The organism is Variovorax sp. N23, assembly GCF_025486315.1.
Lineage (GTDB): Bacteria > Pseudomonadota > Gammaproteobacteria > Burkholderiales > Burkholderiaceae_C > Variovorax.
On sequence record NZ_JAOOPY010000001.1, the window covers coordinates 276,342 to 301,760 of the forward strand.

General features: G+C 67.9%; 25 protein-coding genes and 2 tRNA genes. 14 read left to right on the forward strand and 13 right to left on the reverse strand.

The features are described 5' to 3' along the window. Positions 1-78: 78 nt before the first annotated feature. Together N8A90_RS01290 and N8A90_RS01295 are read right to left on the reverse strand one after the other, a co-directional pair. Positions 79-525 carry a hypothetical protein gene (locus tag N8A90_RS01290; RefSeq protein WP_262072828.1) on the reverse strand — a complete coding sequence of 149 codons (447 nt, stop codon included), beginning with the start codon at positions 523-525 and terminating at the stop codon, positions 79-81. Between the two features lie 8 nt (positions 526-533). Continuing rightward, positions 534-1,061, reverse strand: coding sequence for a GNAT family N-acetyltransferase (locus N8A90_RS01295; RefSeq protein ID WP_262072829.1), 528 nt, complete (start codon positions 1,059-1,061; stop codon positions 534-536). 216 nt (positions 1,062-1,277) lie between these two features. Here N8A90_RS01295 and rpsP point away from each other — a divergent pair, with 216 nt between their 5' ends. The 7 genes from rpsP (at position 1,278) to hisC (ending at position 6,474) form a co-directional block, all read left to right on the forward strand. Next, positions 1,278-1,541 carry a 30S ribosomal protein S16 gene (rpsP, locus tag N8A90_RS01300; protein WP_262072830.1) on the forward strand — a complete coding sequence of 88 codons (264 nt, stop codon included), beginning with the start codon at positions 1,278-1,280 and terminating at the stop codon, positions 1,539-1,541. A gap of 12 nt (positions 1,542-1,553) precedes the next feature. After that, complete coding sequence (rimM, locus tag N8A90_RS01305) at positions 1,554-2,120, forward strand: ribosome maturation factor RimM (RefSeq protein ID WP_262072831.1); 567 nt, start codon at positions 1,554-1,556, stop codon at positions 2,118-2,120. 14 nt (positions 2,121-2,134) lie between these two features. Continuing rightward, complete coding sequence (gene trmD, locus N8A90_RS01310) at positions 2,135-2,881, forward strand: tRNA (guanosine(37)-N1)-methyltransferase TrmD (protein ID WP_262072832.1); 747 nt, start codon at positions 2,135-2,137, stop codon at positions 2,879-2,881. A gap of 88 nt (positions 2,882-2,969) precedes the next feature. Next, positions 2,970-3,353, forward strand: coding sequence for a 50S ribosomal protein L19 (gene rplS, locus N8A90_RS01315; protein WP_262072833.1), 384 nt, complete (start codon positions 2,970-2,972; stop codon positions 3,351-3,353). 176 nt (positions 3,354-3,529) lie between these two features. Further along, positions 3,530-4,240 carry a CoA pyrophosphatase gene (locus tag N8A90_RS01320; RefSeq protein ID WP_262072834.1) on the forward strand — a complete coding sequence of 237 codons (711 nt, stop codon included), beginning with the start codon at positions 3,530-3,532 and terminating at the stop codon, positions 4,238-4,240. A gap of 133 nt (positions 4,241-4,373) precedes the next feature. Next, positions 4,374-5,375, forward strand: coding sequence for a CobD/CbiB family protein (locus N8A90_RS01325; RefSeq protein ID WP_262072835.1), 1,002 nt, complete (start codon positions 4,374-4,376; stop codon positions 5,373-5,375). Between the two features lie 19 nt (positions 5,376-5,394). Then, a complete protein-coding gene (gene hisC, locus N8A90_RS01330) occupies positions 5,395-6,474 on the forward strand; it encodes a histidinol-phosphate transaminase (RefSeq protein WP_262072836.1) in 1,080 nt (359 codons plus the stop codon). A gap of 7 nt (positions 6,475-6,481) precedes the next feature. Here the strand turns inward: hisC and N8A90_RS01335 are convergent, their stop codons facing one another. The 4 genes from N8A90_RS01335 to N8A90_RS01350 form a co-directional block, all read right to left on the reverse strand. Then, positions 6,482-7,609, reverse strand: coding sequence for a glycosyltransferase family 4 protein (locus tag N8A90_RS01335; RefSeq protein ID WP_262072837.1), 1,128 nt, complete (start codon positions 7,607-7,609; stop codon positions 6,482-6,484). After that, a complete protein-coding gene (gene rsgA / locus N8A90_RS01340) occupies positions 7,606-8,547 on the reverse strand; it encodes a ribosome small subunit-dependent GTPase A (RefSeq protein WP_262072838.1) in 942 nt (313 codons plus the stop codon). The genes N8A90_RS01335 and rsgA overlap by 4 nt, the downstream gene beginning before the upstream one ends. Positions 8,548-8,627: 80 nt before the next feature. After that, positions 8,628-8,975, reverse strand: coding sequence for a 4a-hydroxytetrahydrobiopterin dehydratase (locus N8A90_RS01345; protein WP_262072839.1), 348 nt, complete (start codon positions 8,973-8,975; stop codon positions 8,628-8,630). Positions 8,976-8,996: 21 nt separating this feature from the next. Continuing rightward, positions 8,997-10,256, reverse strand: a complete 1,260-nt coding sequence (locus N8A90_RS01350; protein WP_262072840.1) for a M48 family metallopeptidase — start codon at positions 10,254-10,256, stop codon at positions 8,997-8,999. Positions 10,257-10,327: 71 nt separating this feature from the next. Between N8A90_RS01350 and orn the strand changes: the two genes are divergently transcribed. Both orn and N8A90_RS01360 read left to right on the forward strand, forming a co-directional pair. After that, positions 10,328-10,924: an oligoribonuclease gene (orn, locus tag N8A90_RS01355; protein ID WP_262072841.1), complete on the forward strand. Its 597-nt coding sequence runs from the start codon at positions 10,328-10,330 to the stop codon at positions 10,922-10,924. 212 nt (positions 10,925-11,136) lie between these two features. Next, positions 11,137-13,032 (forward strand): DEAD/DEAH box helicase, encoded by a 1,896-nt coding sequence (locus N8A90_RS01360; RefSeq protein WP_262072842.1) that lies wholly within the window; start codon positions 11,137-11,139, stop codon positions 13,030-13,032. A gap of 171 nt (positions 13,033-13,203) precedes the next feature. On the opposite strand, the gene N8A90_RS01365 is transcribed toward N8A90_RS01360, so the two are convergent. Continuing rightward, positions 13,204-13,279 (reverse strand) — tRNA-Lys (locus tag N8A90_RS01365). Between the two features lie 102 nt (positions 13,280-13,381). On the opposite strand from N8A90_RS01365, the gene N8A90_RS01370 reads away from it, so the two are divergent. Further along, entirely contained in the window at positions 13,382-14,101 is a 720-nt protein-coding gene (locus N8A90_RS01370; RefSeq protein ID WP_262072843.1) for an SDR family NAD(P)-dependent oxidoreductase, read from the forward strand. 58 nt (positions 14,102-14,159) lie between these two features. On the opposite strand, the gene N8A90_RS01375 is transcribed toward N8A90_RS01370, so the two are convergent. Continuing rightward, positions 14,160-14,235 (reverse strand) — tRNA-Ala (locus N8A90_RS01375). Between the two features lie 96 nt (positions 14,236-14,331). On the opposite strand from N8A90_RS01375, the gene N8A90_RS01380 reads away from it, so the two are divergent. Then, positions 14,332-15,198, forward strand: coding sequence for an alpha/beta hydrolase (locus N8A90_RS01380; RefSeq protein WP_262072844.1), 867 nt, complete (start codon positions 14,332-14,334; stop codon positions 15,196-15,198). A 38-nt stretch (positions 15,199-15,236) separates the two neighbouring features. On the opposite strand, the gene N8A90_RS01385 is transcribed toward N8A90_RS01380, so the two are convergent. Both N8A90_RS01385 and N8A90_RS01390 read right to left on the reverse strand, forming a co-directional pair. Continuing rightward, positions 15,237-16,214 (reverse strand): GMP reductase, encoded by a 978-nt coding sequence (locus tag N8A90_RS01385; protein ID WP_262072845.1) that lies wholly within the window; start codon positions 16,212-16,214, stop codon positions 15,237-15,239. 205 nt (positions 16,215-16,419) lie between these two features. After that, positions 16,420-17,073, reverse strand: coding sequence for an OmpW/AlkL family protein (locus N8A90_RS01390; RefSeq protein WP_262072846.1), 654 nt, complete (start codon positions 17,071-17,073; stop codon positions 16,420-16,422). 232 nt (positions 17,074-17,305) lie between these two features. On the opposite strand from N8A90_RS01390, the gene azu reads away from it, so the two are divergent. Both azu and N8A90_RS01400 read left to right on the forward strand, forming a co-directional pair. After that, positions 17,306-17,758, forward strand: coding sequence for an azurin (azu, locus tag N8A90_RS01395; protein ID WP_262072847.1), 453 nt, complete (start codon positions 17,306-17,308; stop codon positions 17,756-17,758). A gap of 44 nt (positions 17,759-17,802) precedes the next feature. Next, on the forward strand, positions 17,803-20,232 hold the full coding sequence (locus tag N8A90_RS01400) for a UvrD-helicase domain-containing protein (protein WP_262072848.1): 2,430 nt from the start codon (positions 17,803-17,805) through the stop codon (positions 20,230-20,232). A 21-nt stretch (positions 20,233-20,253) separates the two neighbouring features. Here N8A90_RS01400 and N8A90_RS01405 read toward each other — a convergent pair whose 3' ends face one another. The 3 genes from N8A90_RS01405 to N8A90_RS01415 are packed head-to-tail and all read right to left on the reverse strand — an operon-like array spanning position 20,254 to position 22,481. Beyond that, entirely contained in the window at positions 20,254-21,045 is a 792-nt protein-coding gene (locus tag N8A90_RS01405; RefSeq protein ID WP_262072849.1) for a BPSS1780 family membrane protein, read from the reverse strand. 10 nt (positions 21,046-21,055) lie between these two features. Then, positions 21,056-22,105 carry a homoserine kinase gene (locus tag N8A90_RS01410; protein ID WP_262072850.1) on the reverse strand — a complete coding sequence of 350 codons (1,050 nt, stop codon included), beginning with the start codon at positions 22,103-22,105 and terminating at the stop codon, positions 21,056-21,058. Between the two features lie 7 nt (positions 22,106-22,112). Further along, on the reverse strand, positions 22,113-22,481 hold the full coding sequence (locus N8A90_RS01415; protein WP_262072851.1) for a hypothetical protein: 369 nt from the start codon (positions 22,479-22,481) through the stop codon (positions 22,113-22,115). A 119-nt stretch (positions 22,482-22,600) separates the two neighbouring features. On the opposite strand from N8A90_RS01415, the gene polA reads away from it, so the two are divergent. Continuing rightward, a complete protein-coding gene (gene polA / locus N8A90_RS01420) occupies positions 22,601-25,414 on the forward strand; it encodes a DNA polymerase I (protein ID WP_262072852.1) in 2,814 nt (937 codons plus the stop codon). Positions 25,415-25,419: the final 5 nt, after the last annotated feature.

A 25,419-nucleotide genomic window follows, 5' to 3' on the forward strand; every position in this document is an offset into this window, starting at 1 on the left:
GGCCCGCGGGTTCACTCTATTTGGCGAATCTGAACGAACGCTGTCAGCCGGGTGTGCGTGGCTCGAGCGCTCACGCGGCTACTGCGAGATCTTTCGGCCTTCTTCGACCTGGTGCTCGAAATAGCGCTGGAAGCTGAAGGCGATGCTGGCCATCAGCACCGTGCTGCCGATGAGCAGCGAGACGACCACCGCGCCGATGGTGATCCACCCGGTCTGGCCGGGCGCGGCGTCGGCGGGCGCGGCGGCATTGAATCGCGCATTCCATTTTTCCGCCGTCATCAGGCCGTACACGATGGCCGTGAGCGCGCACGCGGCGATGGTGAAGCCCAGCAGCGGAATGAGCGCCCAGCTCAGGCCGTCGTCCAGCCCGTACAGGCGTGCCCGCTCGACGCCGTACAGGCCGAGCGCCGTCGGAATGGGCAGCAGCCAGCCGAGCGTGTCGCCCAGCCCGTGCAGGTAGAAGCGGTGCAGGCCGAGCGGCCCACCGAGGAAGGCGAGCCATGCGGCCAGGGTCTTGTTCTTCATGCGGCGCGTCACTCGGGCCGGGTCGTGCTGCCGGCCCCCAGGGCCTTCTCCATCAGCACGACGTCGAGCCATTGGCCGAACTTCCAGCCGCAATCCTTGAGCACGCCGACGCGCGTGAAGCCCTGGGCGCGATGCACGCCGACCGAGCCCGCGTTGGCCGAGTCGCCGATCACGGCGATGAGCTTGCGCACGCCGGCGGCTTCGGCCGCTTGCGAGAGGGCGGCCAGCAACTGGCTGCCCACACCCTGGCCGCGCGAGGCGTCGGCCAGGTAGATCGAGTCCTCGGCGGAGAAGCGGTAGGCCGGCCGCGGCTTGAACCAGTTGCAGTAGGCGAAGCCGAGGATCCGGCCGTCGCGTTCCGCCACCAGGTAGGGCAGCTGCTTGGCCAGCACGTCGGCACGGCGGGCGGCCATGTCGGCCGGGCTCGGCGGCTCGGTCTCGAACGTGCCGGTGCCGTTCAGGACATGGTGTGCATAGATGGCGGCGATGGCCGCGACGTCTTCGTCGCGGCTGGGGCGGATGGTGAGGGGATTCATGAAGACGAAAGGCTCGTGGCGGCTGCGTGAAAGAGACAGTGAGAGTGCACCGGGGTGCGGGTTCGACACGATTCTGGAGCCAAAAAACGCGCCCGGGCTATAATCGCAGGCTTTTCAGCGTGTCGCTGGCCGGGTGGCCATGTCGCGTGTCTCGACGCTGGAAGAACTCTTGTGGGCGAACCTTGCGGGTTTGCTGCACCACCCGAAGGATAAATCATGGTCGTCATTCGACTCTCCCGCGGCGGCTCCAAAGGTCGTCCGTTCTTCAACATCGTCGTGTCGGACAAGCGCGTTCGCCGCGATGGCCGCTTCATCGAGCGCCTGGGTTTCTACAACCCGACCGCCAAGGAAAACGAAGAAAGCATCCGCATCGCGCAGGATCGCCTGACCTACTGGAAGAGCGTTGGCGCGCAAGCCTCGCCCACGGTCATTCGCCTGATCAAGCAAGCCGCTGCTGCCGCCCCCAAGGCCGCAGCCTAAGCTCGGCCCGGGATGCTGCCCACGCTCGAAGCCGCCGAATTGCCGGCGGACGCGATCGAGGTGGGGCGCATCGCCGACGCCTGGGGCATCAAGGGCTGGTTCAAGGTCCTGCCCCACAGCGCCCGACCCGAGGCGCTCTTCTCTTCGAAGCGCTGGTTCATCCAGCCTTCCGCCCCGGTCACTTCGACACCGAAGATCGGCGCTTTCCGGCTCGCGATCCGCGAGGCCAAGGAACATTCCAATTGCGTCGTTGCGACGTCGGACGACGTGCCTGATCGCACGGCCGCCGAGGCCCTGCGAGGCGCGCGCGTGTTCGTGCCGCGTTCGAGCTTTCCCACGGCAGGCGACGACGAGTACTACTGGGTCGACCTGATCGGCCTGTCGGTGGTCAACCGCGAGGGCGTGGCCCTGGGCACCGTGCGCGAGCTGCTGGCCACCGGCCCGCAGACCACGCTGGTGCTGGCGTCCGAACAGGACGGCAAGCCGCTCGAGCGCATGGTGCCTTTCGTCTCGGCCTTCGTCGACAAGGTCGACCTGGCAGGGCGCCTGATCACGGTCGACTGGCAGCCCGACTACTGAACGCCGGCGTCGCCATGCGCTTCGACGTTCTCACGCTGTTCCCCGAGCTTTTCGCGCCGCTGCTGACCAGCGGCGTGACGCGTCGCGCCTACGAGTCCAAGCAGGTCGAACTCGTCTTCTGGAATCCGCGCGACTTTGCGGAAGGCAACTACAAACGTGTCGACGACCGTCCGTTCGGTGGCGGCCCCGGCATGGTGATGATGGCCGAGCCGCTGTCGGCCTGCCTCGATGCCGCGCTCGCCGCGCGCGGCGCACCGGCACCGGTGGTGCTGTTCTCGCCGATCGGCGAGACCCTGTGCCACGCGGCGGTCGAGACCTGGGCGGCCGGCGAGGGCGCCGTGCTGGTCTGCGGCCGCTACGAGGGCATCGACCAGCGCTTCATCGATGCGCGCGTGACGCACCAGATCAGCCTGGGCGACTTCGTGCTGTCGGGCGGCGAGATCGCCGCCATGGCGCTGCTCGACGCGGTCGCGCGGCTGCAGCCCGGCGTGCTGGGCGACGAGGCCAGCCATGTGCAGGACAGCTTCAATCCGGCGCTCGACGGGTTGCTCGACTGCCCGCACTACACGCGCCCCGAGGTCTGGAACGGGCAAGCCGTGCCAGCCCCGCTGATGTCCGGTCACCACGCGCAGATCGAACGCTGGCGGCGCGACCAGCGGCTCGCGATCTCCGCCGCTCGACGGCCGGACCTGGTGGAGGCGGCGCGCGCTGCCGGTCGCCTGACCCCGGCCGATGAGTCTGCGCTGAAAAAAAAGCTATAATCTCGGGCTCCCCGATCCTCTGGCCGGCCGCGTCATTCACGGAACGACGCCTTTAGTGCAGCGCGGTCACGATCGAATCCAGGAAATCATGAACCTCATCCAGACCCTCGAGCAGGAAGAAATCGCCCGGCTCGGCAAGACCATCCCCGATTTCATGCCCGGTGACACGGTCATCGTCAGCGTGAACGTCGTCGAAGGCAGCCGCAAGCGCGTGCAGGCCTACGAAGGCGTCGTGATCGCCAAGCGCAATCGTGGCCTCAACAGCGGCTTCACGGTGCGCAAGATCTCCAGCGGCGAAGGCGTGGAACGCACGTTCCAGACCTACAGCCCCCTGATCGCCGCCATCGAAGTCAAGCGCCGCGGCGATGTGCGCCGCGCCAAGCTGTACTACCTGCGCGAGCGCAGCGGCCGTTCGGCACGCATCAAGGAAAAGCTGCCGGGCAAGCGCATGAAGGCTGCCGCCGCTCAGTAAGCTGCGTCTTCCATGCCTCGCAAAAGCCGCCGATTCGGGCGGCTTTTTGCATTTTGGCGCGGCGCTTGCATGCCTGCGTGATGCATGGGTGAGGCGTGCCGTGTACCGTTCAGCCCGCTCCCGCGTTGTATCTGCCATACCCATTGTTCGTTCCCTTGAATCCCATCTCCGTCACCATGGAAGCCGTCGCCCCGATCGAACCCATCAACGCCGTCTCTCTGGCGGCCTTCGATCCGCGCGACGTGCCCGTGGTGCGTGTCGACAGCGACCTCCCTGCAGTGCCGGCGTCGCAGCTGACGGCGCAGGCATTGCGCGCCCGTTTCGCGACGCCGCCCCGATGGACGCCCGAACTGCGCCGCGAGCCTCGCATCGGAGACCGCGCGCCCGCCCAGGCCGCCGTGCTGGTGCCCATCGTGCAGCGCGAGGTGCCCACGGTGCTGCTGACCGAGCGCGCGACGCAGATGTCGACGCACTCGGGCCAGGTGGCCTTCCCCGGGGGGCGAGTCGACCCGGAAGACGCGAACATCGCCGCTGCCGCGCTGCGCGAGGCGTGGGAAGAGGTCGGCCTGTCGGCCGACTACATCGAGGTGCTGGGCAGCCTGCCGACCTACACCACGGTCACCTCCTTCATCGTCACGCCGGTCATCGCACTGGTGCGGCCGGGCTTCCACCTCACGCTCAGCCCGTCGGAAGTGGCCGATGCCTTCGAGGTCCCGCTGGCGCATCTGATGGACCCGGCGAACCATCGGAGCCATGCCATGGTGGGCGAGGGCCTGAATGCGCGGCAGTGGTTCTCCATGCCCTACCAGGACGGGCCGCAGGAGCGTTTCGTGTGGGGTGCGACGGCCGGCATGCTGCGCAACCTCTACCGCTTCCTGTCTGCCTGAAAGACGCAACCCACCCCCGAAGCGGCGCACTGCGTGTCGCCGCCTCCCCCTCGAGGGGGCGCACCCAGCGGCCTGGCCAAGCCAGTTCCGCGTGTGCTCTGGCCTCGGCCCGACCACTCGCTATCATCGACCGATGAGCTTCTTTGCCATTCTGTGCGCGTTGCTGATCGAGCAGGTGCGCCCGCTCGCAACCCACAACCCGGTCTATGGGGGCGTGCTGGCCTGGACCCGCTGGACCAGCCGCAACTTCGACGCCGGCCAATCGCACCATGGCTGGGTCGCGTGGGGCCTGGCAGTCTTCGTGCCGACCCTGCTGACGCTGGGCGTGCACTGGCTGCTGGTGCTGACGCTCGGCTTGCCCTTCGCCGTGCTGTGGAGCGTCGCGATGCTCTACGTCACCCTGGGCTTCCGTCAGTTCAGCCATCACTTCACCGGCATCCGCGATGCACTGGAAGAGGGTGACGAGCCGCTGGCGCGCTCGCTGCTCGCGCACTGGCAGCACGTGGACGCGGCGAACCTGCCGCGCAGCGAGATCATTCGCCACGTGATCGAGCACTCCGTCATCGCGGCGCACCGCCATGTGTTCGGCGTGCTGGCCTGGTTCTCGGTGCTGGCCGCCTTCGGGCTGGGCCCGGCCGGCGCGGTGTTCTATCGCATGAGCGAGTTCGTCGCACGCTACTGGGCCCACAAGGACGGCGCCATCGTCCAGCCCTCCAGCGTGTGGGTGCAACAGGCGGCGCGGCGCGCCTGGGTGGCCGCCGACTGGCTGCCGGCGCGCATCACGGCGCTGGGCTTCGCGGTGGTCGGTAGCTTCGAGGATGCCATCGACAGCTGGCGCAACGATGCCCGCCGCTTTCCCGAGCCGAACGATGGCGTGATCCTCGCGGCCACGTCCGGCGCGGTGAATGTGCGGCTCGGCGGCGGCAGCCTGCGTCCGCTGGCGTCGGTCGATCCGCTGGCCGGCGCGCAGATCGCCGACACCGGCTGGTCCGAGCCGGTGCTCGACACCGGCAGCACCGGTGGTCGCGAGCCCGACCTGGGCCATCTGCGCAGCGTGGTCGGCCTGGTGTGGCGATCGGTCGTGATGTGGATGGTGCTGCTGGCGCTGCTGACGCTCGCGCGTCTGCTGGGATGACGGTTCGCCGCCTCTGTCGATGACCGCCATCCCGACCTTCTGGAGTCCGCGCATCGGCGCGCTCGAGCCCTACGTGCCCGGCGAGCAGCCGCGCATCGAGGGGCTGATCAAGCTCAACACCAACGAGAACCCCTACCCGCCGTCGCCGCGCGTGCTCGACGCGGTGCAGGCCGCGGCGGCGAACGGCCTGGAACGCTACCCCGACCCGGAGTCGCTGGCACTGCGCGAGGCCGTGGCTGCCCACCACGGCCTGACCCGCGACCAGGTCTTCGCCGGCAATGGCTCCGACGAAGTGCTGGCGCACGCCTTCTTCGCCTTCTTCCAGCAGGCCGAGCCGCTGCTGTTTCCCGACGTCACGTACAGCTTCTACCGCGTCTATGCGCAGCTCTACGGCATCGACTGCGTCCTCCAGCCCGTCGACGACGCCTTGCGCATCGACGTCGATGCGCTGGCGGTACGGGCCGCGCAGGGCTGCGGCGGTCTCGTGATCGCCAACCCCAACGCGCCGACCGGGCGATCGCTGCCCCTGGCCGACATCGAACGCCTGCTCGTCGCCTGCCCGGCGCGCGTGGTGCTGGTGGACGAGGCCTACGTCGACTTCGGGGCGCAAAGCGCGGTGTCGCTGATCGATCGCTACCCGAACCTGCTGGTGGTGCAGACGCTGTCGAAGTCGCGCTCGCTCGCCGGCCTGCGCGTGGGCTTCGCCTGCGGCCAGGCGCCGCTGATCGATGCGCTCACGCGGGTCAAGAACAGCTTCAATTCCTATCCGATCGACCGGCTCGCGGGCGCCGGCGCCGTGGCGGCGCTGGAGGACGAGGCCTGGTTCAAGCAGACGCGCGATGCGGTCGTCGACACGCGCGAAGGCCTGGTGCTGCAACTGGAGGACCTCGGCTTCGAGGTGCAGCCGTCGCATGCCAACTTCGTCTTCGTGCGGCACCCCGCGCACGACGCGGCTGCGCTGGCGGCGGCGCTGCGCGAACGGGCCGTGCTGGTGCGGCACTTTCGCCAGCCGCGCATCGATCAGTACCTGCGCATCAGCATCGGCACGCGGGCCCAGTGCAGCGCGCTGGTCGATGCGCTGGCGACCGTCGTCGGCTGAATCCGGCTCAGCGGCGGGCGATCACGTCCCGCAGCAGCGCGATGTACTGCGCCACGAAGCGCTCCGGCAGGAACTGGCGCGCTCGTTCGCGCGCCGCCGCGGCCAGCGCGTCGCGGCGGGCCGGATCGTGCAGCAGTTCGAGCATGCGGTCGGCCAGGGCCATCGCGTCACCGTTCGGGAAGACCAGGCCGGCATCGCCGACGCATTCGGCCAGACCGCCCTGCGCAGACACGATCAGGCATTTGCCCGCGGCCATGAGTTCGATGGTCACGCCGCCCATGGGTTCGTACCAGACCGAGGGCAGCACGCCGATGCCGCCACGCCCGACCCAGTCGACCAGGGCCACGCCGGACTGCTTGCCGGCGAAGACCACCGCGTCGCCGATCCCGTGTTCCGCGACGATCCGCTCGACATCGGGGCGGGCACCGCCATCGCCGATCAGCAGCAGGCGCGGCCCCGGGCCGCGCCGCCGCAGCACCTCGGCAAAGGCGTGCACCAGCACGTCCACGCCCTTCTCCTGGACCATGCGGCCCATGTAGAAGAACTCGAATTCAGGGTTCGGCCGGTCGGCGCCGGCGAACTGCGCGATGGGGAAGGGGTTGTAGATCTGGACCTGGCGCGGCAGCGGCAGCGCCTGGTCCATCCATCGCGTGATCGCGACATTCCGATGCACGGCCCGCTTCGCGACGGCGCGGCGCAGGGCCAGCTTGAGGCCCTCGCGCAGCGCGAAGCCCCAGCCGCTGCGGCGCGCATGGAAACGCACCGACGCCAGCGGCGTCAGCGGTGCCGGTGCGTTGTCGACCCAGCCCAGCCCGTCGATGCACGCCGCCTGGTAGCCCACGTGCACCCAGACGAAGGGCTTGCGCTGCAGCAGGACCCAGGGCTGCAGCGCGAGGCTGGCGCCGTTGAACAGCACCACGTCGGCCCATTGCACCAGTGCGCGGGCTTCGGCCCGGCCCGGACGGCGAATCACCTCGAACCCGAAGCCCGGTGCAGCCCCACCGTCCGCCTCGGACTGCGTCACCACCTTGCACGCCACGCCGTTGGCGATGAAACCCTGCGCCAGCGCCATCGACACCGTCTCCACACCGCCGAGCGAGGGGTGGAAGGCGTGCGAATAGAGCAGGACTTTCATGGGAAGCGCCGCTGGCTCAGTTCGGCGAACAGTTCGCCGTAGATGCGGTAGCGCGTGGCGTTGATGGCGCCGGCGTGGGTGGCGGAATCGACCTGTGCGATCACGCCGCAGCCGGGCTCGTGCAGGTGCGTGCAGTTGTAGAACTTGCAGTCGTTCGCATGCTCGGCGATGTCGGGCATGAGCCGCGCGAGCTGCATCGGCTCGATGTGGTTGAGGCCGAACTCCTGGAAGCCCGGCGAATCGATGAGCGCCGTGCGGCGCTCGGCGTCGACCCAATACAGCGTGGTGCTGGTGGTCGTGTGCTTGCCCGAATTCAGCGCGTAGGAAATCTCGTTGGTCAGCGCCGACGCGCCCGGCACCAGCAGGTTCGTGAGCGTGCTCTTGCCCGCGCCCGACGGGCCGAGGACGAGCGTCGTCTTGCCGTCGAGCAGCTTCATCAGCGCGGCGCGGTCGACGTCTCCGGAGGCAGTGAGCGACAGCGGCAGCACGCCCTGGTGCATGCGGCGGTACGGGGCCAGCCGGGCCCAGGCGCGCTCGAAGGGCACGACCAGGTCGCTCTTGTTCAGCGCGATGATGGGGGTGATGTGCTCGGCCTCGGCCGCGATCAGTGCGCGCGCCAGCTGATGCTCCGAGAACTCGGGCTCGGCCGCGATCAGGATCAGCACCTGGTCGAGGTTGGCCGCGAAGGACTTGGTGCGGATCTCGTCCTGCCGGTAGAACAGGTTCTTGCGTTCCACCACCTGTTCGATCGTGCCTTCGTCTTCGCTGGCCTGCCAGCGCACGCGGTCGCCGACGACGGCCTGGCTCTTCTTGCCGCGCGGGTGGCAGATGCGGCGTTCGCCCTCGGGTGTCTCGACCAGGCAATGACGGCCATGGCTCGCGACGACCAGGCCGTCGCGCAAGGCCGCTTCGGCGGCGGCGCCGCGTTGCTTAGCCAAGCGCGCGCGCTCCGGTCATTGGAAAACCTTCGTGCTTCGCACTGCGGTGCGCGCTTGCTTGGGGCGGCCCGGCGCTGCGCTCATGCGGCGGCCAGCAACGCGTCGGCCTGCGCCGCGCAGTCGAGGTCGGTCTGCGAGATGCCCGACACATCGTGCGTGTTGAAGCGCACCACGCAGCGGTTGTAGTGCACCGACAGGTCCGGGTGGTGGTCGAAGCGGTGCGCCACCATCGCCAACGCATTCACGAAGGCGATGGTCTCGAAGTAGTTGGCGAAGGTGTAGGTCTTCTCGATGGCGACATCGGCATCGTTGCCGGTGAGCTTCCAGCCATCGAGGCGGGCGAGGGCGCTCACGATCTCGGTCGCGCTCAGGGCGCGGCGTGGTGTGGACTTCCAGTCCTTGAAGCTGAGCATGCTGGTGCTGGGCATGGGGTCGATCTCCGGAGGGGGTCAGGCCGCGGCCATGCGCGCAAGGCGCTCGGAGGCCGGCGGGTGCGAGTAGTAGAACTGGACGAACAGCGGGTCGGGCGTGAGCGTCGACGCGTTGTCTTGGTAGAGCTTGAGCAGCGCGGCGGCCAGGTCGGTGCCGCTGGTCTGCGCCACGGCGTAGGCGTCGGCCTCGAACTCGTGCTGGCGCGAGAGCCAGGCCGGCAGCGGCGCCACGAAGAAGGTGAAGACCGGCACGGCGAGCATGAAGAGCAGCAGCGCCAGCGCATCGTTCGGGGCGCCCATGTTGGGCTGCACGCCCAGGCCGGCGTAGAACCACGATTGGCCCGACACCCAGCCCAGCAGCGCGAAGCCGGCCAGGCTCAGGGCGAACATCGCCGCCATGCGCTTGACGATGTGGCGGCGTTTGAAATGCCCCAGCTCGTGGGCCAGCACGGCCTCGACCTCGCCGGCGCTGAGCTGGCGCAGCAGGGTGTCGTAGAACACCACGCGCTTGCTGGCGCCGAAGCCGGTGAAGTAGGCGTTGGCGTGCGCGCTGCGGCGGCTCCCATCCATCACGAACAGGCCCTTGGCCGCGAAGCCGCAGCGCTGCATCAGCGCCGTCACGCGGGCCTGCAGGCTGGCGTCGTCGAGCGGCTTGAACTTGTTGAAGAGCGGGGCGATGAAGGTCGGGTAGACCAGCATCAGCAGCAGGTTGAAGCCCATCCACACGGCCCAGGCCCACAGCCACCACAGGCTGCCGGCGGCCCCCATCAGCCACAGGATGAGCGCGGCGATCGGCAGGCCGATGAGCGCGCCGATCAGCGTGCCCTTCACCATGTCGGCCAGCCATAGCTTGAAGGTCATCTTGTTGAAGCCGAAGCGTTGTTCCAGGCGGAAGGTCTGCCACAGCGTGAAGGGCAGGTCGAGCAGACCGCCGATCAGCGCGAAGGCCGCCAGCAGCGTCAGTTGCTGCACCATGCCGCCGCCGAGCCCGGCGAGCAGCACCTTGTTGAGCAGGTCGAGGCCACCCAGCAGTGTCCAGGCCAGCAGCACGGCCGCGCTCCACGCCATCTCGACCAGGCCGAAGCGGCTCTTGGCGATCGTGTAGTCGGCGGCTTTCTGATGAGCGTCCAGGGTCATCGTCTGGGTGAAGGCGGCGGGCACCACGTCGCGGTGGCGCGCCACGTGGCGGATCTGGCGCGAGGCCAGCCAGAACTTCACCGCCAGGCCGGCGAGCAGGGCGGCGGCGAACGCATAGGTGAAGGTGAGTGCATCGGACATGGCGGGCCGAGTTTAGCCCCCGCATCGGCGGGCCCGCTCGGTGAAGGGGCACCTTCGACGACAATCGCCTGATGCCTGAAACCCCCGCATCGAACCTCGCCGCCCCCGCCCCCGTGTTGAAGAAAAGCGACCAGAACCTGGTCTGGCTCGACTGCGAGATGAGCGGCCTGGACCCTGAAAAAGAACATCTGCTGGAGATCGCCATCGTGGTGACCAGTTCCGACCTGTCGGTGCGCATCGAAGGCCCGGTCTTCGTCATTCACCAGAGCGATGCCCTGCTCGACGCCATGGACAGCTGGAACAAGGGCACGCACGGCCGCAGCGGCCTGATCGACAAGGTCAAGGCGTCGACGGTCGACGAGGTCGAGGCGGAGAAGCAACTGCTGGAGTTCATCGGGCGCTACATCCCCAAGCAGGGCTCGCCGATGTGCGGCAACACCATCGGTCAGGACCGTCGCTTCCTGGTGAAGTACATGCCCAAGCTCGAGGCCTACTTCCACTACCGCAACCTCGACGTGAGCACGCTGAAGGAACTGGCCAAGCGCTGGAAGCCCGCGGCCTACAACGCGTTCAAGAAGCAGCAGGCGCACACGGCGCTGGCCGATGTGCATGAATCCATCGACGAACTGGCGCACTACCGCAAGACCTTCCTTCGTCTCGAAGATTAGGTAAAAACCCGAGCCCGTGTCATAATCTCGGGCTTCGCTGCACAGTGCAGCGTTTCTCGCATCTCCCTATCTTGCACACCGCGCCCGATGAACGGGCCGCAGCCAAGGCAGACCTTCGGTCGTAGCTCTTGCTGAATGTCGTTGGATGGTTGATGTTTTTAACCACCCGACGGGGCGCCGCCTACGGCAGCGCTCGCGTATGAGCTATCTCTATGACCGACGCTTACCTCCAAGCGCAGGGCGATTTCGCGCCTGTGCAATCCGACGAATTCGCCGTGGCCGGTGAATCCGCTGCTGTTTCCATGTCCGCATCCGACGACATCGTCGTGCTCGACCTGGCCGACGACGTTGCGCCCGAAGCCGAAGCACCGAAGAAGCCCAACGGCTTCGTCATGCTGGGCCTGGCGCCCGAACTGGTTGCTGCCGTGGCCGACCTCGGTTTCGAACAACCCACCTCCGTCCAGGAAAAAGTCATCCCCCTGGCGATGACCAGTTCCGACGAAGGCAATGCCCGCTTCATCGACCTGCTGGTGTCGAGCCAGACCGGCAGCGGCAAGACCGCCGCCTTCCTGCTGCCCGTGCTGCACACGCTGCTCGCCCAGGAAGCCGAAGCCGCCGCTGCGCTCAAGGCCGAAGCCGACCGCCTGGCCGCCGAAGCCATCGCCCGTGGTGAAGCGCCGCCCAAGAAGGCCAAGCGCAAGGACCCGACCAGCAACCGCAACTTCAAGGCCGCCACCCCCGGCGCCCTGATCCTGTGCCCGACGCGCGAGCTCGCCCAGCAGGTGGCCCATGACGCCATCGACCTTGTCAAGCATTGCCGCGGCCTGCGCGTCGCCAGCGTGGTGGGCGGCATGCCTTACCAGCTGCAGATCGCCAAGCTGCAGAACGCCAACCTCGTGGTCGCCACGCCGGGCCGCCTGCTCGACCTGCAGCGCTCGATGCAGATCAAGCTCGACCAGGTGCGCTTCCTCGTGGTCGACGAAGCCGACCGCATGCTCGACCTCGGCTTTGCCGACGACCTGGCCGAAGTCAACCAGCTCACCATCGAGCGCAAGCAGACGATGATGTTCAGCGCGACCTTCGCACCGCGCATCCAGCAGCTCGCCACCCGCGTGATGCGCCAGCCGCAGAAGATCCAGATCGACTCGCCGCAAGAAAAGCACGCGAACATCAAGCAGGTGCTGTTCTGGGCCGACAACACCCAGCACAAGCGCAAGATGCTCGACCACTGGCTGCGCGACACCACGATCAACCAGGCCATCGTGTTCGCCAGCACGCAAGTCGAATGCGACGGCCTCGCCAACGACCTGCAGCAGGACGGCTTCAGCGCCGTTGCGCTGCACGGTGCCCTGAGCCAGGGCCTGCGCAACCGCCGCCTGATGGCGCTGCGCCAGGGCCAGGTGCAGATCCTGGTGGCCACCGACGTCGCCGCCCGCGGCATCGACGTGCCGACCATCACCCACGTCTTCAACTTCGGCCTGCCGATGAAGGCCGAGGATTACACCCACCGCATCGGCCGCACCGGCCGTGCCGGCCGCGACGGCATCGCCGTCACCTTCGCCGAGTTCCGCGATCGCCGCAAGATCATGGACATCGAGCACTACAGCCACCAGCAGTTCAAGGCCGAGACCATCCCCGGCCTGGAGCCCCAGCAGCGCATGCCGCAATCGCGCCCGCAAGGCAACTTCGGCGGCGGTGGCCGTGATGCCCACTCGCGCGGTGGCGAACGCAAGTTCGGCGGCGGCGGCGGTGCAGGCCCGCGCGGTGGTGGCTTCGGCGGCAATGGCGGCGGCTATGCCGGCGCCAGCGGCTTCAACGACCGCGGTCCGCGCGGCGCGGCACCCGGTGCCCGTCCGCACCATGGCCACAACGCCGGTTTCGGCGGCGGCCGTGACGAAGGCGGCGGTGGCTTCGGCCGCAAGCCGGGCTGGGGCGACAGCGCACCGCGCGGTGCTGGCGGCCCGGGTCGCGGTGAAGGCTTCGCGCCGCGTGGCGAGAGCTTCGCCCCGCGCAACGAAGGCTTCGGCGGCCCGCGCGGCGCAGCCGGCGGCGGCAAGGTGTTCGTGCCGCGTGATGCGGCCAAGCGTGCATTCAAGCCCAGCCGCTGAGTGATCGCCGGCCTCGTGCCGGTTTGATCGATCAGCCAAAAAAAGGCCCGCCTTCGTCATGAAGGCGGGCCTTTTGTCTTTCCGGGAGAGGGCGCGCGAGGCGTGAACCTGCAATGAAAAAAGCCTGCGACGGTGAAGTAGCAGGCTTTTCAACGCTTTCGCGGGTGTTGGTGGTGGGCCCTGAGTGACTCGAACACTCGACCTACGGATTAAGAGTCCGCTGCTCTACCAACTGAGCTAAGAGCCCCTGACTGACATCGACATCGCTGTCATCAGGCAAGACTGCGATTATAGCCATAGAAATCGGGCTGTCGTAGGATGGGCGGCTTCCCTCGTCAAAAATCCAACAATGGCCACCTCTCTTCCTTCCGCCTCCGAACCGTCGCACGTCGTGATCACCGGCGCCGCCGGCGCGCTCGGGCGTGCCGTGGTTCAGCGCTTCATGGGCGACGGCGCCCGGCTGGTGCTCATCGGCCACAGCGAAAGCCAGCTGGCCGATGCCTTTCCGGGACTCGACAACTCGCGCCATCTGCTGATCGCGGCGGATGTGACGTCCGACACCGGCATGCAGGCCGCCGCCGGGCAGATCCTCCAGGCCTTCCAGCACATCGACACCGTCGTGCATGTGGCCGGTGGTTTCGAGATGGGCGCATCCGTGCACACGCTCGACCGCGCCAGTTGGGACCGCATGATGAACCTCAACGCCTGGTCCTTCGTTGCCGTGGCGCAGGCCTTCGTGCCGTCGATGGTCGAGCGCAAGGCTGGCAGTGTGATCGCTGTCACCGCCAAGGTGGCCGGGCGTGGCTTGGCCGCCATGTCGGCCTATATCGCGTCGAAGAGTGCGCTGCAGCGCCTGGTCGAGGCGGCGGCGGCCGAGCTGTCGCCGCATGGCGTCCGGGTCAACAGCATCGCGCCCAGCGTGCTCGACACACCCGCCAACCGTCAGGCCATGCCCGACGCCAACCCGGCGGACTGGGTGTCGACCGATGTCGCGGCGCAGACCGTGGCCTTCCTGGCATCTCCCGCCGCCCAGGCTTTGCACGGACAGCATCTCACGCTCGACGTCTGAGAAGTCGGCGCACCACGAAAAAAGCCTCGGCGCGGACGCCGAGGCTTCTAGATGGAGTTGGTGGAGAGGATGAGGATCGAACTCACGACCTCCGCATTGCGAACGCGGCGCTCTCCCAGCTGAGCTACCCCCCCAACACAGGGCGAATTCTAACCAGAACCGACCGAGGACTGTGGCCCCGAGCGTTGAAAGGCGCGGCGCTATCCTCGACGGTGAAGGAGTTTGAATTCATGACGACCCATGACCCCGCCTGGCTCGAGCGCATGTACAACAACCGCGCCCGCGTGCCCGAGAGCGGCGAGCACCTCGCGCGCTGGACGCGCGATTCCGCACAGGTGCGCGCCAGCACGCCCGGCGCGCTCGATCTTCGCTACGGCGATGCGCCCAGCGAGACGCTGGACATCTTTCCGGGCGCCAAGGCGGATGCGCCGGTGTTCTTCTTCATCCACGGCGGCTGGTGGCGTTCGCTCGACAAGAGCGACCATTCCTTCGTGGCGCCGCCCTTCGTCCAGCACGGTGCCTGCGTCGTGCTGCCCAACTACGCGCTGTGCCCCGGGACCGGGACTGCACCGGTGACCATCCCTGCGATCGCGCTGCAGATGGTGCGGGCGCTGGCGTGGACCTGGCGCCATGTCGCCGCGCACGGCGGCGACCCATCGCGCATCACCGTGGCCGGCCACTCGGCGGGCGGGCACCTCGCGGCGATGCTGCTGGCCTGCGACTGGCAGGCCGTGGCATCGGACCTGCCCGTGGGGCTGGTGCGCAACGCGCTCTCGATCTCGGGCCTGCATGACCTGCGGGAGATCCGGCACGTGCCCTTCCTGGCCGATTCGCTGCGGCTGACCGCGCACGATGCGCGTCGCGCCAGCCCAGCCCTGTGGCCGGCACCGAAGCGCGGCACGCTCTACAGCGTGGCCGGCGCCGACGAGAGCGAAGCCTTCCATGCGCAGAACGCCGCGATCCGCCGGGCGTGGGGCGCGAAGACCGTGCCCGTCTGCGAACTGTTGCCGGGCCTCAACCACTTCAGCATCGTCGAAGCGCTGGCCGACCCGGCGCATGCGTTGCACCGCCACGCCGTGGCCCTGCTGGACGCCTGAAGGGTCGCGTTCTCTTCAGGCGAGGCGGCGCACGGGCGCTACATCAGCAGGTGTTCGCCCGCGTTGTCGCCGCCCAGCGTCACGTAGTTGACCTTGCGGATGTCCATCAGCACCGTGCCGCCGGCATAGCTGATGGAGCTCTGCACGTCCTGCTCCATCTCGACCAGCGTGTCGGCCAGCTTGCCCTTGATCGGCTCGAGGATGCGCTTGCCCTCGACGTGCCGGTACTCGCCCTTGTTGAAGTCGCTGGCCGAGCCGTAGTACTCCTTGAAGAGCACGCCGTCGACCTCGACCGTCTTGCCGGGTGACTCTTCATGGCCCGCGAACAGCGAGCCGATCATCACCATCGATGCCCCGAAGCGGATGCTCTTGGCAATGTCGCCGTGGTCGCGGATGCCGCCGTCGGCAATGATGGGCTTGGTCGCCACCCGCGCACACCACTTGAGCGCGCTCAACTGCCAGCCGCCGGTGCCGAAGCCGGTCTTGAGCTTGGTGATGCAGACCTTGCCCGGTCCGATGCCGACCTTGGTCGCGTCGGCGCCCCAGTTCTCCAGGTCGATGATGGCCTCGGGCGTGCCCACGTTGCCCGCGATCACGAAGCTCTTGGGCAGCTTCTCCTTGAGGTAGGCGATCATGGCCTTCACCGTGTCGGCATGGCCGTGTGCGATGTCGATCGTGATGTATTCCGGCACCAGGCCGGCCGCGGCCAGCTGGTCGACTGTGTCGTAGTCCGCCTGCTTCACGCCCAGCGAGATCGAGGCGAACGTGCCCTTGGCGTGCATGTGCTTCACGAACTTGACATTGTCGAGGTCGAAGCGGTGCATCACGTAGAAATAGCCATGCTGCGCCAGCCAGAGGCTGATGTGCTCGTCGATCACCGTCTTCATGTTGGCCGGCACGACCGGGATGCGGAAGCTGCGGCCGCCGAGCGTGACGCTCGCGTCGCATTCCGCACGGCTTTCCACGCGGCATTTGCGCGGCAGCAGCAGGATGTTGTCGTAATCGAAGATCTGCATGAGAACCAAGCTCCTGTGAAGGTGCACCGCGGAACGATTTCCGGCGGCGTGGGCGCTTGGTCTCGGCCCGGTCGATTCGCGCCCTGCAGACGCAAAAAAACCGGGCGACAAGAAACTTGGGCCCGGTGATTGATTCTAGGGAGGTGCCGGTTCGCGTGCGAGGTGACTTTCGTATAGACCTTATTCGCGAATCGGCTGTGCTCGATCAGAAGCGGTAGCCGATGCCCACGCCCACCAGCAGCGGGTCGACCTTGACCGTCGACAGCTTGGTGCCGTTCAGGCTCACGTCGGTGCGGATCTGCACCTTCTTCACGTCGAAGTTCAGGAACACGTTCTTGGCGATCTTGATGTCGAAACCCGCGCCCACGGCCAAGCCGAAGCTGTTGTGGTCGAGGTCCAGCCGGCCGACGGTCGGCACGTTCAGGTTGGTCGAGCTGATGCGCGTGTAGTTGAAACCGGCGCCGACATAGGGCCGGAACGTGCCTTCGGGCAGGAAGTGGTATTGCAGCGTCAGCGTCGGCGGCAGGTGCTTGAAGGTGCCGATGTCCACCGGGCCGCCGAGCGCGCTCTGCTCGATCGTCACGCGCTGCTTCTGCGGCACGGTCAGCACCAACTCGGCCGCGATGTTCGGCGTGAAGAAGTAGGTGATGTCGAACTCGGGGATCGTCTTCTTGTTGATGGTGATCGCGTCCTCCGGCACGGCCAGGGCACCGATGGCGTCCGACTTGTTGGCCGGGTCGAGCCGCACGGCGCGGGCGCGTACCAGCCAGTTGCCTTGGGCTTCCTGCGCCAGCGCAGGAACGGCGCTCAGCGTGCCGAGCAGGGTGGCGACAAGGGCGCAGGCGAGATTCTTCTTCATGGTCTTGGAACTCCAGTTGTGACCGACACGAGGGGTCGGAAGCCGATGGCCAGTGTCTGCATGCGCGGCGTTTGCTTCCTTGATCCATGGCAACGTTTGCAGAAGGCTGTTTCAAATGCGCAACGTCTCGCGCGCAGCCTTGACGCCCGTCAGTGCAGGGCGCGGGCGGCCTTCCACAATGCACGCACCGCAGCACGTTCGCGCTGCTTCCTATTCCCTGGAGATCATCCTCATGCTTCGCCACCGCCTCGCTGCCATCGCCGTTCTGGCACTCGCCTCGTCTTCCGTCTTCGCTGCCGACTGCACCGTCGAGATCGAAGGCAACGACGCCATGCAGTTCAACAAGGCCACCATCGAGGTGAGCAAGACGTGCAAGGACTTCACCGTCAAGCTCAAGCACAGCGGCAAGCTGCCGAAGCAGGCCATGGGCCACAACTGGGTGCTGGCCAAGACGGCCGACGTGCAGGCCATTGCCACCGACGGCATCGCCGCCGGGCTGCCGCAGAACTACGTGAAGGCCGGCGACGCGCGCGTCGTGGCGCACACAAGAATCGTGGGCGGTGGCGAAAGCGACAGCGTGACCTTCGCGGTGGCCAAGCTCGGCGCCGCCGACAGCTACACCTACTTCTGTTCCTTCCCTGGCCACTCGGCGATCATGAAGGGCACGCTGAAGCTGGTGAAATAAGCGCCGCCGGCGCCGTGCGGACCCCGGCTTCCTACAATGCCGGCATGTCTCTTTTCGGCTCGCACGACGCCTCCGCCGGCGCCCCCCCTTTTCCAGCGGCCGCCTCGCCCCTGCTCGCCAACCTCAACCCCGAGCAGCTCGCGGCGGTCACGCTGCCCGCGGGCAACGCACTGATCCTCGCCGGGGCCGGTTCCGGCAAGACGCGGGTGCTCACCACCCGCATCGCCTGGCTGATGCAGACGGGTCAGGTGTCGCCTGGCGGCATCCTTGCCGTGACCTTCACCAACAAGGCGGCGAAGGAAATGATGACGCGGCTGACCTCGATGCTGCCGGTCAACGTGCGCGGCATGTGGATCGGCACCTTCCACGGCCTGTGCAACCGCCTGCTGCGCGCGCACTGGAAGCTGGCCAACCTGCCGTCCACCTTCCAGATCCTCGACACGCAGGACCAGCTCTCGGCCATCAAGCGGCTGATGAAGCAGTTCAATGTCGACGACGAGCGCTTTCCCGCCAAGCAGACGCAGTGGTTCATCGCCGGCGCCAAGGAAGACGGCCTGCGCCCGCGCGACGTCGAGGTGCGCAGCGAGGACGACCGCAAGAAGGTCGAGATCTATCAGCTCTACGAGGAGCAGTGCCAGCGCGAAGGCGTGGTCGACTTCGGCGAGCTGATGCTGCGCAGCTACGAACTGCTGCGCGACAACGACCCCGTGCGGGAGCACTACCAGCGGCGCTTCCGCCACATCCTGATCGACGAATTCCAGGACACCAACCGCCTGCAGTACGCGTGGATCAAGATGCTGTCGGGCCAGACGATCGACGGCCGCTTCGTGCCGGGCGACAGCAGCGTGATCGCGGTGGGCGACGACGACCAGAGCATCTACGCCTTCCGCGGTGCACGCGTGGGCAACATGGCCGACTTCGTGCGCGAGTTCGACGTGCAGCACCAGATCAAGCTGGAGCAGAACTACCGCAGCTTCAGCAACATCCTCGACTCGGCCAATGCGCTGATCGGCCACAACACCAAACGGCTGGGCAAGAACCTGCGCACGAGCCAGGGCCCCGGCGAGCCGGTGCGCGTGTACGAGGCCACCAGCGACTTCGCCGAGGCGCAATGGATGGTCGAGGAGATGCGCCAGCTCGCGCGCGACGGCATCGATCGCAAGGAGATGGCCGTTCTCTACCGCAGCAATGCGCAGAGCCGGGTGATCGAGACGGCGCTGTTCAACGCCGCCGTGCCCTACCGCGTGTACGGCGGCCTGCGCTTCTTCGAGCGTGCCGAAATCAAGCATGCGCTGGCCTACCTGCGCCTCCTGGAAAACAAGGACGACGACACCAGCTTCCTGCGCATCGTCAACTTTCCGCCGCGAGGCATCGGCGCGCGCAGCATCGAGCTGCTGCAGGACGCGGCGCGTGCCGCCGGCCATTCGCTGCACGACGCCGTGAGTGCCGTCGGCGGCAAGGCCGGCGCCAACCTGTCGGCCTTCGTCGCCAAGATCGACGTGCTGCGCGAGCAGACGGTCGGCATCTCGCTGCGCGAGATCATCGAGCTGGTGCTCGACCACAGCGGCCTCGTCGAGCACTACAAGGCCGACCGCGAGGGCGCCGACCGCATCGAGAACCTGGAAGAACTGGTGAATGCGGCCGAGAGCTTCGTCACGCAGGAGGGCTTCGGCCGCGATGCGGTCGCGCTGCCGGTGGACGAACTGCGGCAGTCGCCGGCGAGCCAGGGCCTGGACCCGAACCGGCCGGTGGTCGACGAACCCGTCGAGCCGCTGGCCCCCGACGCCGAGACCGGCGAAACGCTCAGCCCGCTCGCCGCCTTCCTGACGCACGCCGCGCTCGAGTCCGGCGACAACCAGGCGCAGGCCGGGCAGGACGCCGTGCAGCTCATGACGGTGCACGCCGCCAAGGGTCTGGAGTTCGACTGCGTGTTCATCACCGGCATGGAAGAGGGCCTGTTCCCGCACGAGAACTCGATGAGCGACTTCGACGGGCTGGAGGAGGAACGCCGCCTGATGTACGTCGCCATCACGCGCGCGCGCCAGCGCCTGTACATGAGCCATTCGCAGACGCGCATGCTGCACGGCCAGACCCGCTACAACCTCAAGAGCCGCTTCTACGACGAGCTGCCCGAAGGCGCGCTCAAGTGGCTCACGCCGAAGAACCAGGGCTTCGCGCCGTCGGCCTTCGGCTATGGCGGTGGCTATGCGACCTCGCGCGGCGCCGGCGGGAGTGGCAGCAGCTACAGCGGCGGCTACAGCAAGGATTCCTTCGCCAGCCCGCCTGTCCCGCCGCAGAAGGCCGCGCCCTCGCACGGCCTGCGCTCGGGCATGCAGGTCTTCCACAACAAGTTCGGCGAAGGCACCGTGGTGGCGCTGGAAGGCACCGGCGATGACGCCCGTGCGCAGATCAACTTCCCGCGCCACGGGGTCAAGTGGCTGGCACTGTCGGTGGCGAAGCTCACGCCGGTCTGACCGGCGCGGATTGCGCGACCGTCAGTCGATGAAGGAATCGCGGAAGGTGAACCAGGTGCTGGTGAAGAACATCGCGGCCATCACCATCGCACCACCCAGCATCAGCGCCCCGGCGGCGGCGCCCGCGCCTTCGCCGGCCACCGCGGCGAACAGCGTGGCGATCAGGCTCAGCACGATGCCCGAGCCGATGAACACGCCGACCCAGGCCAACCCGAAGACGAAGAGGGCGCCGAAGTTCTTGAAGCACGCGACGAAGCTGAAGAACAGGCTCTTGGCCGGCGGTACGCCGTGCCAGTGCACCAGCGCCGGGGCATGCCAGAAGGCGAGCGACAGCGGCAGGTACAGCAGCATGGCGATCCACAGCGCCGCCTGGAAATCGCCGGCCTCGGCCATCTCGCGGCTGACGGTGCCGCCCATCAGGTAGACCTTGGCGAACTGCCCGCCGTCGGCCAGGGCCGAGATGCCCATCACGAGCATGAAGAGCACGGCGTAGAGCACGCCGAGCACCAGCATCGGCCGAAAGCCGGTGCGCACCGCCTGCAATGCCGCCAGGAACACCGCAGCGGCAGGCGGCTTCGTGCCGGCGCCGGCCCGCGCGGCCTCGGCGGTGGCGGCCATGAGCCCGAGCGTCATGGTCGGCAGCAGCATCAGCGCGATCGCGGTGCCCACCAGCGGCAGCTGCGAGGCGATCGACACCAGCGCCATGAAAAAGAAGAAGAGCGAGACGAAGGCGAGTGGCCGCTTGGCGAAGGTCTGCAGGCCGGTGCGAACCCACAGCACACCGGTGCGTGCCGGGACGATATTCAGTTTCATCGGGATCCGTTCAGGCCGCCACTGGGGCGGTGGCGCTCGGTGAGGGCGCCGCGAGCGGCTGGCGTGCGCGTTCGCGCAGCACCCGCTCGAAATGGGTGGGGTCGTGCGCCTTCAGCATGCTCGCCTCGCGCGGCAGGTGGAAGTCCCACAGGCGCGAGATCCAGAAGCGCAGGGCGGCGGCGCGCAACATGGCGGGCAGCAGCGCGCGTTCGGCGCCGGTCAGCGGGCGCACCGCCATGTAGGCGGCGAGCAGGGCGTCGGCGCGCAGCGGGTCGTGCGTGCCGGTGGGCAGGTCGACCGCCCAGTCGTTCAGGCACACCGCCAGGTCGAACAGCCAGGTGTCGGTGCCGGCGAAGTAGAAGTCGAAGACGCCGCTCAGCCGGGGCTGTTCGCTGCCGGCGGTGGTATCGAACATGGCGTTGTCGCGGAACAGGTCGGCATGCACCGGGCCGCGCGGCAGCGCCGCGTAGGCCGAAGATTCGGCGACATGGTTCTGGTAGGCCAGCTCGCCGCGCAGCAGGGCTGCCTGCGATTCGTCGAGGTGCGGCAGCACCACCGGTGCGGTGTCGTTCCACCAGGCCAGGCCGCGCAGGTTGGGCTGCACGCGGTCGAAGTCGCGGCCGGCCAGATGCATGCGCGCCAGCCAGCGGCCGAGTTCGGCGCAGTGCGCGGCGCCCGGCGCCAGTTCGCTGCGGCCCGACAGGCGTTGCACCACGGCGGCGGGCTTGCCGGCCACGACGTGCACCAGTTCGCAGGGCGCGTCGGCGGGTCGTTCCAGCCCCGTGGCCTTGGCCGGTGTCACCGTGGGGTCGGCGACCGGCTCGGGCACGGGGATGCCGTGCGCCGCCAGGTGCTTCATGAGGCACAGGTAGTAGGGCAACTGCTCGGGGCCCAGGCGCTCGAACAGCGTCAGGACGTAGGCGCCCTGGTCGGTCGTCGCAAAGTAGTTGGTGTTCTCGATGCCGCCCTGGATGCCGTCCAGCTGGCGCAGGGCGCCCAGCCCCAGGCGCTGCACGAGCGCATCCGCTTCGTCGAACCCGACGTCGGTGTAGACCGCCACGCCCGGCTCAGAACTTCATGACGTTCCAGACGCGGGGGCCGTTGCCGCCCGTGCCTGTTTCCGACTGGCCCTGCCGCTCGCGGCCGCCGTCGTTGGGCAGCACCTGGTAGGACGGCACGTTGGCCTTCGGCTTCACCGTGATGCTCTGGGTCTGGCCGCCATAGCGCACCTCGTCGACGGCGGCGCCGCCGTCCTCGACGTGGATGTTCTCGATCTTCTGGTTGCGTCGCCCCTCGGCCCGCGCTTCGGCTTTGGCCTCGGCAGGCGTCACCGGCGCGGGCTGCGCGGCGGTCTGTGCCTGGACGGCAGCGACGGGCACGGCGCAGACGAGAGCCAGCAACGCGTGGCGGAAGAAGGAGAGGGGGGTGGAGGCCATGGCGCAATTGTAGGTGCCGGCCTGCTTTCGCGCTGTCGGCGTGGGGCGTCAGGGGGCGTACGGCGGGCACGTACGTTGCCACGCCCGAGGCGGCACCGCCGGCCGGGCAAAATGGCCCGATGACCGACAAGAAAACGCTGCTGCTCGTCGATGGTTCGAGCTACCTCTACCGCGCCTTCCACGCCATGCCCGACCTGCGGGCCGTGCCGGGCGACCCCAGCAGCCCGGCCACCGGCGCCATCCGCGGCATGATCAACATGATGCAGTCGCTGCGCCGTGAGGTGCGGGCCGACTACGCGGCCTGCGTGTTCGACGCGCCGGGCAAGACCTTCCGCGACGACTGGTACCCCGACTACAAGGCGCACCGCTCGCCCATGCCCGACGACCTGCGCAGCCAGATCGCGCCGATCCACGAGGTGGTTCGCCTGCTGGGCTGGCCGGTGCTGCATGTGCCGCTGGTGGAGGCCGACGACGTGATCGGCACGCTGGCCAAGACCGCCGCGCTGCAGGGCATCGAAGTCATCGTGTCGAGCGGCGACAAGGACATGAGCCAGCTGGTCGACGAGCACATCACCATCATCGACACGATGAACGGCAAGAAGCGCGACGTCGCCGGCGTCACGGCCGAATTCGGCGTGCCGCCCGCCCTGATGATCGACTACCAGACGCTGGTGGGCGACACGGTCGACAACGTGCCCGGCGTCGACAAGGTCGGGCCCAAGACCGCCGCCAAGTGGCTGCTGCAGTACGGCTCGCTCGACGCGCTGGTGGCCAGCGCGCACGAGATCAAGGGCCAGGCCGGCGAGAACCTGCGCAAGGCGCTCGACTGGCTGCCGCAAGGGCGCCGGTTGGTGACTATCCGCACCGACTGCGACCTGGCCGGGCATGTCGACGGCCTGCCCGCGCTCGACAGCATCGCCATCGGCCCGCAGCAGGTCGACGCGCTCAAGACCTTCTACGAGACCTACGGCTTCAAGAGCCTGGTCAAGACGCTCGAGGCGCACGCGGTGCCGCCCGAACTGATCGAGGAGACCCACCGCAAGAAGAAGGGCGCCGCGAGCGACGCCGGCCCCGGTCTGTTCGACGAGCCGATCGACAACCTGGGCGACGAGGCCGCCGAGAAGGCCAGCAACCTGGCCTACGACACGGTGCTGACCTGGGAGATGTTCGATGCCTGGCTCGCGAAGATCGAGGCCGCCGAGCTGGTGGCGCTCGACACCGAGACCACCTCGCTCGACGAGATGCGCGCCGAGATCGTCGGCCTGAGCTTCAGCGTGACGCCGGGCGAGGCGGCCTACATCCCGCTGGCCCACAACTACCCCGATGCCCCCGAGCAGCTGCCGCGCGACGAGGTGCTCGCGCGGCTCAAGCCCTGGCTGGAGAACGGCGCCAGGAAGAAGCTGGGCCAGCACGTCAAGTACGACCGGCATGTGTTCGCCAACCATGGCATCGAGGTGCGGGGCTATGCGCACGACACCATGCTGCAGAGCTACGTGCTCGAAGTGCACCGGCCGCACGGCCTGGCCAGCCTGGCGGAGCGCCACCTGGGCCGCAGCGGCATCGACTACGAAGACCTGTGCGGCAAGGGCGCCAAGCAGATCTCCTTCAGCCAGGTGGCGATCGACAAGGCCGCGGAGTATTCGTGCGAGGACAGCGACCAGACGCTCGACGTGCATCGCGTGCTTTGGCCGCAGCTGGAGGCCAACGAGAAGCTGCGCTTCGTCTACGCGCTGGAGATGGCCAGCAGCGAGGCGCTCTACCGCATCGAGCGCAACGGCGTGCTGATCGACGCGCCCACGCTGGCCGCGCAGAGCCATGCGCTCGGCACCCGCATCATGCAGCTGGAGCAGGAGGCCTACGAACTCGCGGGCCAGCCCTTCAACCTGGGCAGCCCCAAGCAGATCGGCGAGATATTCTTCACCAAGCTGGGCCTGCCCGTCGTCAAGAAGACGCCGAGCGGCGCGCCCAGCACCGACGAGGAGGTGCTGGAGAAGCTGGCCGACGATTTCCCGCTGCCGGCCAAGCTGCTGGAGCACCGCAGCCTGTCGAAGCTCAAGGGCACCTACACCGACAAGCTGGGGCAGCTCGCCAACCCGCGGACCGGGCGCGTGCACACGCACTACGCGCAGGCGGTGGCGGTGACCGGCCGGCTGAGCAGCAACGACCCGAACCTGCAGAACATCCCGATCCGCACGGCCGAGGGCCGCCGCGTGCGCGAGGCCTTCGTCGCACCCGCCGGCAGCGTGATCGCCAGCGCCGACTACTCGCAGATCGAGCTGCGCATCATGGCGCACATCAGCGGCGACGAATCGCTGCTGCGCGCCTTCACCGAAGGCCTGGACGTGCACCGCGCGACGGCTGCCGAAGTCTTTGGCGTCGCGGTCGACCAGGTGTCGACCGAGCAGCGCCGCTACGCCAAGGTCATCAACTTCGGCCTGATCTACGGCATGAGCAGCTTCGGCCTGGCGAAGAACCTGGGCATCGAGACCAAGGCCGCCGCGTCGTACATCGACCGCTACTTCGCGCGCTACCCGGGCGTGAAGGCCTACATGGACGAGACCCGTGCCAGCGCCAAGGAGAAGGGCTACGTCGAGACCGTGTTCGGCCGGCGCCTCTACCTGCCCGAGATCAACTCACCCAACGGCCCGCGCCGCGGCGGCGCCGAGCGTGCGGCCATCAACGCGCCGATGCAGGGCACCGCGGCCGACCTCATCAAGCTGAGCATGGTCAAGGTGCAGGACGTGCTCGATGCGGAGCAGCGCGCGACGAAGATGATCATGCAGGTGCACGACGAACTGGTGTTCGAGGTGCCCGAGGCCGAGGTCGAGTGGGTGCGCAGCGAGATCCCGAAGCTGATGGCCGGCGTGGCCGAGCTCAAGGTGCCGCTGCTGGCCGAACTCGGCGTGGGGCCGAACTGGGACAAGGCGCATTGAGTCCG